Source organism: Oribacterium sp. (assembly GCF_057249185.1).
On the sequence record NZ_DBHIGR010000057.1, the window covers coordinates 1 to 11694 of the forward strand.

Sequence of the window (11694 nt, forward strand, 5' to 3'; positions counted from 1 at the left end):
AAAGAAAGCCATAAAGAAAGCCATAAAGAAAGCTATAAAGAAAGCTATAAAGAAAGCCATATAGAAAAGCACTTATAAAGTGTCAGAGCATAGAAATAGGAAGTAGTAGGAAAGAGGAAGAGGAAGAGGAAGAGGATGAGAGAAGAGGGATATACCCTAATCGGCAGAAACCCGGTGCTGGAGGCCTTTCGTGCCGGAAAGACCATTGACCGCCTGTTTATTCAGGATGGTTTGAAGGACGGTCCTATTTTAAGCATTCTTCGAGAGGCGAAGAAGCAGGATCTGGTGATTGACTTTGTGAAAAAATCCCGTTTGGACGAGATGTCCTCTGGGGAAATGCATCAGGGGGTTATTGCCTATCTTTCCGCCTATGAATATGCGCCCTTGGAGGATTTATTACAGGTGGCGAAGGACAAGGGAGAAGCGCCCTTTTTCTTCCTTTTAGACGGAATCGAAGACCCTCACAACCTGGGAGCGATGATTCGTACTGCAAATCTTGCAGGAGCCCATGGAGTAATCATTCCGAAGAGAAGAGCTGTGGGCTTAACCGCAACTGTTGCCAGAACCAGTGCCGGAGCCTTGAATTATACCAAGGTTTGCAAGGTGACCAATCTGGTGCAGACCATGGAGGAGCTGAAGAAGGAAGGCATGTGGTTTGTCTGCGGAGACATGCGGGGAGAAAGCATGTATAAGCTGAACCTTACCGGTCCCATCGGCTTGGTGCTGGGGAATGAAGGAGAAGGTGTTTCCCGTTTGGTAAAGGAATCCTGTGATATGCAGGCTTCCATTCCTATGAAGGGAGAGCTGGATTCCCTCAATGCTTCCGTGGCCTGCGGTGTTTTGGCCTATGAAATTGTAAGACAGAGGCTGTTGCAAAATGGATAAAGTTAAGGCAACCTGGAAAATTCATGAAAAGCTTTGGTTTTTTGCCCTCCTGATATTTTCGGGGGGCTTTTATGGTGGATACACTTACAGTCTTAGAGGACAGGTATTTGCCAATGCCCAGACGGCCAATCTTGTCATCATGATGTTGTCTTTGGGAAAGGGAAAATGGGGGAGAGCCCTGTATTCTTTGGCTCCCTTTACCGCCTATATGGTAGGTGTGATTTTATCGGAGTATATTGGGCAAAACCATAAAAATCTAAAGAAGAGAGATTTTGAAGAGAAAATTCTCCTTTTTGAGTCGCTGGTTTGTTTCCTTGTGGGGCTGATGCCGGCGAGTTGGCCGGATCAGTTATGTCAATTAAGCTTAAGCTTTATCTGTGCCATGCAGTTCAATATTTTCCGAAAAGCGGAGGGAATTCCCATGGCCACAACCTTCTGCACCAATCATATTCGGCAAATGGGAAGTCATCTGACCCAAGCCTTATTTTTCAAAAATGAAGAATCCGCCAGACTTGCGAAGAGACACGGCCTGATGATTCTTGCCTTCGCTTCCGGTGTTTTGGCGGCGGTGCTTTTGTCAAAGGTTTTCGGACTTTACTGCATTTTTGGACTGACGATATTGCATCTCTTTCTCTGGGCAAAACTACATTTGGATAATAAAAGCTATGAGGAGAGAGCAAAAAGCTTAAAGGAAGAGCAAAAAAGATAAAGGAAGAACGAAGAAGATAAAGCAAGATATAAAACGAGATACAAGAAGATAGCAGATACAAGAAGATAGCAGATAAAAGAAGAACAAAGCAGATAAAAGAAGAGGAAGAAGGAGAAAGTTGGAGCCAATGAGTGCTTGTAGAGAAGAAAGTTGTTGGGAAATTGACGGCAGAACCGGACTTTTTGGCCTTTTGGGCAGCCCGGTGGAGCATAGCCTTTCTCCTGCCATGCATAACGAAGCCTTCCACTTGTTGGGAATCAATGCCCGCTATCTTGCCTTTGATTTACAAAAGGAGGATTTAGCGGGCGCATTACCCGTTTTTCGGAAAATGAAGCTGCAAGGCTGTAACCTCACCATGCCCTTAAAGGAGGAGGTGATTCCCCTTTGTGACAGCATTTCCAAGGAAGCAAGACTTGCCCATTCGGTAAATACCTTGGTTTTCCAGGAAAATGGAGAGATTGAGGGGCACAGTACAGATGGTAAAGGCTTCTTTCGGGGCTTGGAAGCAAAGGGACTTGCTTTAAAAGGAAAGAAGCTTAGTCTTTTAGGATTAGGAGGTGCCGGTAAGGCCATCCTTAGCTATGGCATCGGCACGGAGCTTTCGGAAATAGAAGTACTGGTTCGAGAAGCAAGTAAGAGAAAGTACGAAGACTTTGTAGAACGATGCGAAAAGGAATCCGGAAGAAAGATTTCTTTAAAAAGCCTGGAAAGGGATTTGGAAGAATCCTGCGGGGGCAGTGATATCCTGGTGAATGCCAGTTCCGTAGGTATGAAAGAGGACCGTTCCCTGGTAGAGGATAGTCGCTGGCTTCATAAGGGGCTTTTTGTGGCAGATTGTATTTACCATCCTTTGGAAACGAAGCTTTTACAGCAGGCAAAAGAACAGGGATTACCTTTTATGAACGGCTTACCCATGCTCTTTTATCAAGGGGCGGAGTCCTTCCGGCTATGGACTGGCAAGGAGTTTCCAGAAGGGGAGGTCTATGCCCTTTTGGAATCAAAGGTCAAAGAAAGAGAAGAATAGAGTGTAAAACATAAAGATTTTTGCTTTTCCGCAGTATAGCTTTGTACACGGGGCACGCACCCGCTAACTTCGCCTTCGTAGCTGTACTAAGCTTCAAGCTTCGTTTCACTCGCTTTCAGCAAGTACTGACGGGCTCAGATTACCCCGTATCACAAAGCTATACGGCGGAAAAGCCCACAGATTATTTTTGGTTTTACATTTTATTCTTCTCCATCTGTAAAAATATTAAACCGCTCTATGCCTTTGATTCATAAGGGCATAGAGCGGTTTTCATCAACAGGTTTTGTTCTAAAAGACTTTTAAGCTATAGACCTTTTAAACTATAGGTCAGACAGCTTAATATAGTATATTTTGTCTGATAAGACTTGCTTATTGCTGTTTTATTATGCGACTTTAATCTGCATGATTTCCAAAATTAATAGCCATGTCAGTCCATAGTAGCTTACTACTCCCACCAGGTCATTGATGGTAGTAATCAGCGGACCGGAGGCTGCCGCCGGGTCTACGCCGATTTTCTTAAAGAAGATGGGGACGATGGTTCCCACAAAGGAGGAGATGACCATAGCCAGTAATAGGGAAATGCCGATACAGAAGGCAATTCCGATGGAGACATGGAGGGGCATATGCTTAAAGAAATAGATATAAGCCCCGATTCCCACTAATGAGAAAAATCCCAAGACCAATCCGTTAATGCCGCCGATACTCATTTCCTTTACAAGTAGCTTCAGCTTGTCTCCGGCCTTTAATTGCTCATCCATTAAGACACGGATGGTTACCGCAAGTGACTGCGTTCCTACATTTCCCGCCATATCCAAAATCAGGGATTGGAAGGCCATGACGATGGTGAGCTGCGCCACCACAGTTTCGAAAAGTCCCACAACGGTGGAAACCAAAAGTCCCAGGAACAGAAGCATAATCAACCAGGGAAGACGTTTCTTCACACTATCCACAACAGGTTCATTTAAATCCTCTTCTGCAGAAAGACCTCCCAACTTAGCGTAGTCTTCCGCCATCTCGTCATCGGAAACCTCTAAGATATCCTGAGCAGTGATAACACCGAGAATTTCCTTGTACTCTCCCAGTACCGGAATAGAGTTTTCGGAATAGGCCTTAATCTTTTCCAAGCAATCCTCAATCCGTTCATCCGCATAGACAAAGGGGTAGGCAGTTTCGGTAATGTCTTCAAGCTTGGTATCCTTTCTGGCGATAATGATATCCTTTAAATCTACCGCACCGTAATAGGATTCATTTTCATCCACCACATAGAGGGTGGAAATATTGTCATGCTCCGCAGCCTGTTCAATCAAGGAACGCATGGCTTCCCGGATGTTCAGGTTGCTTTCCAAAGACACGAAATTGGTGGTCATACGAGAACCGATTAAGTCCTCACTATAGGATGCCAAGGACTGTAATTCTTTTCTATTCTCTAAAGGCATGCGAGAAATCCAAGCCTTCTTGATATCCGGTTCGGTTTCCTTTAATAGGTCTACCGCATCATCCGGCTCCATCTTTACCAGAATGTCGGCAGCCTTTTGTGCATCCATTTCCTCCAGATATTGCCCTGCATCCTCTGCGTATTCCATCATTTCCGCAAGGCTTTCCATATCCAATAAGGAATAGAAAACTTCCCGTTCTTCTTTTGTCAGCTCAGGAAGACAGGAGGCCATATCATTGGCATGGTAGTCTTCCAAACGCTCTTTCTTCACCGCGGGATCATCCGGCCCCCGCAAAATATCCAGAATTTCCTGCTGGTAATCCTGTAAAACTCTCTCTTCTTCGTTCATGTAAGCTCCTTCCCAAAAAACTATGGACACAGGGAAAAGAACTTATGATATTTTCACGATTTATCCGATCAGAAGGAAGGATTGATAGATATTCACAAATCCCTGCCCCATGGAAATATCATAAGTACTAGGATCCGTGTCGTCGCCGCTTTTCATTTGCATTTTCCTTCCTTTCTCTTGAATTTTTGCAAGTAAAAACTCGCATAAGCCTGTGTAAGTGTATCACGGAAGAGAAGGTGGGGCAATGGCTTTCAGGAAGAAAAAGTAAGAAGTTCTATATAGGGAGGAAAGCAAGATATGTTCCGGAGAAGTCAGTAGAATATTCCTGGCAGGTCAACAGAAAGTATCTTGTATAAGAGTCGAATAGAAGTTATAGTATTGAATATAAAAGCCTTTTAGGGCAATAAAATTCAATAAAGGAGACGGTTTATGGAAATCCAAAGAGATAGCTATTTAAAACAGCTTATATCCTATCGCTTTGACGGTTTGGTTAAAGTGATTACCGGAATCAGACGATGCGGAAAGTCCTATTTGTTGAAGAAGCTATATAAAGATTATTTGTTAAATCATCAGGTGAAGGAAGAGCAGATTATCAGCATTGAGCTGGACTTGGCGAAGGACATTCAATTTAGGGATCCACTTCGCTTAAGTTCCTTTGTCAGAGAGAAGCTTTCCGGAACAACAGAAGAACATTATCTTTTTATTGATGAAATTCAGATGTCCGATGAAGTCCCCAATCCCTACAACCCCGAGGGGAAGAAGATTAGCTTTTATGATGCCTTAAATGATTTACGCTCCATTCCGAATCTGGATGTTTATGTGACGGGGAGTAATTCCAAGATGCTTTCCAGTGATATTCTTACGGAGTTTCGGGGAAGAAGCGATGAAATTCGGGTCCATCCCTTAAGTTTCTTAGAATACTATTCCGCAGTAGGAGGGGATAAAAATGAAGCTTTTGACGACTATGCTTTTTATGGGGGAATGCCCTTAATCTTATCCAGACCCAACGAAGCTGCAAAGATGAACTATCTAAAATCCCTCTTTTCGGAGGTGTATATCAAGGATATCGTGGAGCGAAAGAAAATCGAAAGACAGGATATTCTGGAGCAGATTTTGGATTTGCTCTGTTCTTCCATCGGTTCTCTTACGAATCCGGCAAAGCTGGCCAATACCTTGCAATCCAAGCAAGGCATTTCCGTGTCTCCGAACACCATTCGAGCGTATATCGGACACCTGGAGGATGCCTTTCTCTTCTCGGAAAGTAAACGCTATGATGTGAAGGGAAAAGCCTACTTTGACTCACCAAATAAATATTACTGTGAGGACATTGGGCTTCGAAATGCCAGAATCGGTTTTCGTCAGCAGGAAATGACTCATATCATGGAAAACATTCTCTATAACGAATTGATGGTAAGGCAGTTTTCTGTGGATGTGGGAGTAGTATATGCCAGAGAAAAGAATGAAAAGGGGAATTCTGTTCGGACGGCTCGTGAGATTGATTTTGTGATAAATTCCGGAGGAAAGAGAACATATATTCAATCCGCCTATGCTATGCCTACAGAAGAAAAGACAGAAATAGAGCTTAGACCGTTTTCGCTTACCGGTGACTCTTTTCCCAAAATTTTGGTGCGAAGAGATATCGGAAAACGTTGGTATGATGATTATGGCGTTTTACATATCAATCTGATTGATTTCCTCTTGGATAAGGCGGTGATTTAAAATTTTTTCTGTTGTTCTATAATTTCATTCATAACAGTAGAACAAGAGTAAGAAGCCTATAAATGATATACCTACGCCATTTATTGGCTTCTGTTCCATGTCAAAAAACCTACTCCATTTACGGATATTATCCGAATGTGGAGTATAGGTGATTTTGAATGATGGTCGTATACTAGTATAAAGTTCATGTTTCTATACATAGTATTCTTAATCTATTATTTCTTTTCATTACAAGGAGGGAACTCATGCCTAAATCTAAAGTTGAAAATGATATGGTGGAAAAGCAAAAAATCATTTCCTCTCTTACTCTTATGGATGATTTATTTATGAAAGTGGTTTTGCAAGATAAGGAATGTACAGAATATATTCTGCAAACTATTATGGACGATTCTACATTAAAGCTGAAAAGACAAAGCCTTCAAAAGAATTTATCGAATCTTCATGGACACTCTTTGGTTTTAGACTGCCTCTGTGAAGATGGGAATAATAATATTTACAATATTGAAATTCAAAATAACATTTCCGGAGCAGAGCCTAAACGAGCGCGTTATCATGCCGGTTTAATGGACATGCACTATCTAAAAAAAGGAAATCATTTTTCGCAATTACCCAAATCCTATGTTATATTTATTACAGCAAATGATGTGCTTCAAGGGCAACTTCAGATTTATCATATAGAAAGAACAATACAAGAATCCGGAAAGCCGTTTTGGGATGAGTCTCATATTATTTATTTTAATACATCCTATGTGGATAATAGTCCCTTGGGAAAATTAGCCGAAGATTTTCATGCAACAGAAACAAAGCAAATGAATTCGGGTATATTATCAAGGAGAGTTGCACTACTAAAAAATGCAAAGCCCAATGAGAAAGGAGGCAAAGAAATGAATGTTCTATTAGAGAATTATAGGAAAAAAGCGCTAAAAGAGGGAATAGAAAAAGGAATAGAAAAAGGTAGAGAAAAAGAAATTATAGCTAAACAAAAGGTAATACAATTAATGGGACTGTTGGCAGAACATGGTAGAATTGATGATATTAAGAAATCTTCAACAGATCAGGAGTATCTACAATCTTTGCTTTTGGAGTTTGGTTTATAAATATGTCCTGCAATGATGGGAAGGAGTAGAGAGATGATGAAGGAAGAAGCTTTCCTTGAGAAGAAAACTAACTTGGAGATTACTATTGAGGCTCTGCGCGAAGTAGAGCAGCTAAAGAATACACCAAATAAAAAAAGCTATTCCTCATTTGCTGAATTACTAAAAGATATAGAAGATGAAGAAGATATTTATGAGGAAATAGAACGCTCTGAAGAAGATATTGCTGCCGGAAGGACTACGCCTGCAATTGAGGTACTAGAAGAGATAAGAAAAAAGTATGGCTTGTAACTTGCTTCTTTTATAGATAAACAGTGTGCAAAGGATAAAAGAGGGATGGATTATTAAAAATTAATACTATCCCTCTTTTTTGTCGAAATACTTCCGTTGAAAAAATTTCTACTTAATAAGAATAGGGCACTGTGGGGGAATGACTAATCGAGAATAAAGGATTCCTTTGCATGCTTTTCTAAAAACAAAAAATTAAAATAAAAATGCATTTTGCGAAAAAACTTCCTGTTATAATTTTTTCAAAAAGGCCGATATTGTAGTGTGAGAAAGAAAAGGGTATTTATTTAGTACTTTCTCGGACGGCAATACGGCCCATTTTTTTGGAAGAAATTCCGGAAAATCCCGTGAAGCCGGAGAGAATAGAGAAAAAAAGAGGGATGACAAATGAGAGTACTTCGCAAAAAAGAAAGGAATAAGGGCCAAAAGAATTGGAAAGCCAAGCTTTCCATGCTTATGGTACTTTGCCTTGTTTTAACAGGTTCTCATGGACTCGTGCTATCGGCAGATGCACAGGAAGAACAGGGAGGTTCTCCAAACAGAATTGAAAGTAGAGGAGACAATGTTAAGCTCCATTTCAAAGGGGAGGATTTGCGCCAGGCTGCGGAAGCGGCTATTTATGAAGGTGTCAAATTTTCCATCACAGAAAGCTTAAGCTATAGTAAAGATCCTGAGCTTTTGCAGCTTTACAGAGATAGTCTTGCAGAAGGAAAGGAACTTTACGAAATCTCTCTGGATAATTTTGTAAATGGAACAGAGGCGGTTTATCAGGAAAACGGGGCTAAAGTAAGAGCTATTGTGGAAATTAATCCTACCGAGCGTACCAGAGAAATCGAAAAGCAAGGAAAAGATGCCTTGGGATTTTTCGCTAAGGATTCCTCTTTTGGCAAATTAATGGAGCAGGGAAATCCCGATTGGTATGAGGAAGCATTGGCTCCTGAGAGAGAGAAAGAAAGACTTGCTTTGGAGAAGAGCGAAGCAGACAAGGCGAAAGAGGAGAAGGCTGCTCAGTCTCAAGTGGAAAATGCTGAACCCGCGAAGGAGACTTCTGAAGCCACACAGGAAGCAAGTTCTGAATCCGCTAGTCAGGAAATGACTGAGGAAGAGAAGAATGCAGCTGCGAAACCGGACTTTATCAATTCTGATTCAAGTAATAAGGAATACAAGGTACAGGGAACTGAGCTGATTCATTTCCTCTATGAAAACCACGGAGAACAGGATTTACGTTTTCAGCTTTTTGTAGATAGTAACAGCTATCCCAGTGTGAAGGTTCAAAGTAAAACAAAGCTTGCAAAATCTATTCTGGAAGATTTAAAAAACTTAGAGGATAAAATCAAAAAGAGTAATGCGAAAAAGGAAGGAGAAGAACAAGAAGTAAAGCAGAATACGGAAGCTCTTCCATCTACAGCACAAAGTAATGAAAATCTGGCATCTTCTGAAGAAAGTCAATCTAGCGAACTTACAACTGCTTCTGAAGCGGGACAAGGCTCTGAGACACTTGCTACAACGGAAGAAAGCCAAAGCCCAGAGGCTTCTTCTTCTGCAGGAGAGAGTCAAGAACAAAGCTCTGTGGTAATTACAGAGGTGAAGGCAGAAGGGGAGAATAAGAAGGAAAAGGCAAAAAACAATCAAGAAGATCCCGTTCTTGCCCTTTATCAGGAAATGAAGGCAGATATTACTCCATTCCTTTCCGAACTATATACCGCAAAATATCAAATCTATAGCTTGAATGAGTTAGGACGAAAGAGCCAACATAAAGAACTTGATGATTTTGGTGTTGTAGAGGTGTTTTACGATAAGGAAGCCTTTCATGAGGCGGTAAGCCTTCAGGTAAGTAAGAGAGTAAAACCGGAAGAGGCGCAAGGGGGCGAGGAAGAGCTAAGTGCAGCACAGGTAGATGCATTAAAGGCAAGAGGTTTATATGAAGATTCTCGTTCCATTGATATTCATTTTGTGAATGCAGAGGGCGAAGAAGTAGAACCTTCTCTTCCGGTAGCGGTACGCTTAAGTATTTCCAAAGATATTTTACCGGAAGAAGCTAAGCCGGAAAATATTGCTATTCATCACTTGGTAGAATCTGAAGGCAACGATACGATTGCCTATGTAGAAACCGTTTCCGATACGGAAAAGAAGAAAAAGAATTTAGTAGAGGAAAATGCCAAGGAAGCGGAAGAATTGGCAAAAAATGAAGGCATAGGAGGAAAAACAGAAGAGAATAATCAGCAAGGAACAGAAGGGGCTAAGGAAGAGGATAAGAACAGTATTACAGATAAGAGTGCTTATATTGTGCGAGAGTTCAATGTAAAAAGCTTCTCTATCTATACATTGACCTGGTCTCAAGGCCCAAATGCTGCGAGAAATACTACGGCGAAGTTCTATTATGTTGATGGGGATTTTCGTCAAGTTGGACCAAGCATCAGTGTGGATATGTCCCAGTTTACCCATGAACAGCCTTTATACCAAAGTATCAGATATCCTTATAATCAATATGGAGTAGAGACAAGCTACGTATATCAGGATCTTCCGGGCTATACCAGACATGATCGGGTTTATCCGGGCTATTATGATATTACTTGGATGAATGCAAACACGAATCGAGACTATAATAGAAATAACCTTATGGCTTGGGGAGATGAAGTGTATTATATGTCCACCAAGCACATGGTTTCCAAGTTTGTGTATGACGATTATGTTTATCGAAATGCAACGGAAGGTAGATCTTGGGATGATTACTGGAATATGACCACCTGGGATAGCGGCCAGAGCCTTCCTAATTATCCGGATCGAAAGGTTTGTTATCCTTATTACTATTTCTTCTATAAGCTGGATACCAAAACCTATACCCATACCTATCCTAAGCATAATCTTGAGATGCAACAGGAGAAGTATATTACCAAAAAGGCGGACGGCTCCTATGACCTCACCTTAACGGCCAGACCGGTTGTGGAAGGAGGGCAGAAGAATAAGCTGGATGTTATCTTTGTTTATGATAAGTCCATGTATATGGGATTCCCTTACAATGAAGAGGTAAAGAAAGATAAGACAAGACCGGCGTATGATAAAATTGATTCGACTGGTAAAGTTGGTACAAGGCACTATTATGGTAAAAAATTTGTCAATGATTTGGTAGAGGACTTATCTAAAAGCCCTGCCTATGATGCTCAATTTGCACTGGTTACCATGGGAGGAACCAGAAATATAACTTATAATGTACCTGGAGGACAGTTTAAAGGAGTTAAATCTTTATCCGATACTCCCTATAATGATGCAGAAAAAGTACTTGGATTTACAAAGGATGTATCTTTATTCCAGCAAACAGTAAATGGAATTACTCTGGAAGGTGAAACCGGTAATGGGCTAAACTATGCAGCAGGAATTAAGGAGGCTGTGAATTTCCAAAATGGAGCAACGGCAGGAGCTCATACCCAGAGCATTCGACAAGATGCCAGACGGGTGGTCATTTTCATAACAGCCTATGATCCAAACTTCTCTTATTTTCCGAAATACAATGCAGATGGAAATCATCCATTTTATTTCTTACAAAAGGCAGAGAAGTATAATGCAGCCGGACACTTAATCGGTTATGGAAATGTTCCCGGAAAGGTTGTGGACAAGGCCAACATTGGAGGAGGTACTTCTGCTCTCCCGGAAGGTATTTATGAGTTTACAGCAGATTATCAAGCGGGATATTCCTATGGTAGTGGTCGTGGCTATGAAGAAGCGGCCTTAACCCAGGCCAGAGCAGAACTTACGAATCTAAACAATGTTGATGCTTTTTATACACTTGGTTTTGGACCGAAGATAAATTACAGCCATTTAAACGATTTGACCGGAAAGAGTGCACGGTGGATGATTTCGGGGCACCCTTTAGAAAAACCTCTTGCAGACGATATTGAACAGGAGAATTTTTCCATAGCGGTAGCAGCAGGTACAGCTAACTCCGGAATAGAATCGGCTGTAAATAAAGAAAAGGATAGGATTCGCGGATTTGTGGCTCCAATTCGAATTACGGAAATGAATATCTGGGATCAGCTTAGTGAGAATGTGGAGGTGAATTTTGATCCAAGTAATCAGGCGGATAAGAATCAAAAACTTCGCGCTGAGGTTTGGAAAGTAGATGCACAAGGAAAGCCTATTTCAAAAGTGGAAAATCCGAAAAGTGAAAAAGGATTCTCGGGATTTTTGGGCTTT

The 11694-nt window shown here is 41.3% G+C and carries 8 protein-coding genes; 7 read left to right on the plus strand and 1 reads right to left on the minus strand.

Going from position 1 to position 11694, the window contains the following annotated elements:
- Positions 1-135: 135 nt before the first annotated feature.
- The 3 genes from rlmB (at position 136) to aroE (ending at position 2618) form a co-directional block, all read left to right on the plus strand.
- A complete protein-coding gene (gene rlmB / locus ACO4PX_RS04800; RefSeq protein WP_314346543.1) occupies positions 136-885 on the plus strand; it encodes a 23S rRNA (guanosine(2251)-2'-O)-methyltransferase RlmB in 750 nt (249 codons plus the stop codon).
- The gene (locus tag ACO4PX_RS04805) at positions 878-1594 is read left to right on the plus strand and encodes a YoaK family protein (RefSeq protein WP_485571740.1); all 717 of its coding nucleotides are present in this window, start codon (positions 878-880) and stop codon (positions 1592-1594) included. The genes rlmB and ACO4PX_RS04805 overlap by 8 nt, the downstream gene beginning before the upstream one ends.
- A gap of 127 nt (positions 1595-1721) precedes the next feature.
- Positions 1722-2618 carry a shikimate dehydrogenase gene (aroE, locus tag ACO4PX_RS04810; RefSeq protein ID WP_485571742.1) on the plus strand — a complete coding sequence of 299 codons (897 nt, stop codon included), beginning with the start codon at positions 1722-1724 and terminating at the stop codon, positions 2616-2618.
- Between the two features lie 383 nt (positions 2619-3001).
- Here the strand turns inward: aroE and mgtE are convergent, their stop codons facing one another.
- Positions 3002-4402, minus strand: a complete 1401-nt coding sequence (gene mgtE / locus ACO4PX_RS04815) for a magnesium transporter (protein ID WP_485571744.1) — start codon at positions 4400-4402, stop codon at positions 3002-3004.
- A gap of 429 nt (positions 4403-4831) precedes the next feature.
- On the opposite strand from mgtE, the gene ACO4PX_RS04820 reads away from it, so the two are divergent.
- The 4 genes from ACO4PX_RS04820 to ACO4PX_RS04835 form a co-directional block, all read left to right on the plus strand.
- A complete protein-coding gene (locus ACO4PX_RS04820; protein WP_485571746.1) occupies positions 4832-6121 on the plus strand; it encodes an ATP-binding protein in 1290 nt (429 codons plus the stop codon).
- Between the two features lie 245 nt (positions 6122-6366).
- Positions 6367-7218: a PD-(D/E)XK nuclease family transposase gene (locus ACO4PX_RS04825; protein ID WP_485571748.1), complete on the plus strand. Its 852-nt coding sequence runs from the start codon at positions 6367-6369 to the stop codon at positions 7216-7218.
- A 33-nt stretch (positions 7219-7251) separates the two neighbouring features.
- Entirely contained in the window at positions 7252-7506 is a 255-nt protein-coding gene (locus tag ACO4PX_RS04830; protein ID WP_472450134.1) for a hypothetical protein, read from the plus strand.
- A 384-nt stretch (positions 7507-7890) separates the two neighbouring features.
- Positions 7891-11694 (plus strand): vWA domain-containing protein (locus ACO4PX_RS04835; protein WP_485571750.1); only part of this gene is annotated, 3804 nt, incomplete at its 3' end.

What these genes read in the sequence shown, in the direction of transcription:
- ACO4PX_RS04805 (WP_485571740.1), top strand. Translation starts at nt 878, where the DNA reads ATGGATAAAGTTAAGGCAACCTGGAAAATTCATGAAAAGCTTTGGTTT.
- mgtE (WP_485571744.1), bottom strand. Translation starts at nt 4,402, where the DNA reads ATGAACGAAGAAGAGAGAGTTTTACAGGATTACCAGCAGGAAATTCTG.
- aroE (WP_485571742.1), top strand. Translation starts at nt 1,722, where the DNA reads ATGAGTGCTTGTAGAGAAGAAAGTTGTTGGGAAATTGACGGCAGAACC.
- ACO4PX_RS04820 (WP_485571746.1), top strand. Translation starts at nt 4,832, where the DNA reads ATGGAAATCCAAAGAGATAGCTATTTAAAACAGCTTATATCCTATCGC.
- ACO4PX_RS04830 (WP_472450134.1), top strand. Translation starts at nt 7,252, where the DNA reads ATGATGAAGGAAGAAGCTTTCCTTGAGAAGAAAACTAACTTGGAGATT.
- rlmB (WP_314346543.1), top strand. Translation starts at nt 136, where the DNA reads ATGAGAGAAGAGGGATATACCCTAATCGGCAGAAACCCGGTGCTGGAG.
- ACO4PX_RS04825 (WP_485571748.1), top strand. Translation starts at nt 6,367, where the DNA reads ATGCCTAAATCTAAAGTTGAAAATGATATGGTGGAAAAGCAAAAAATC.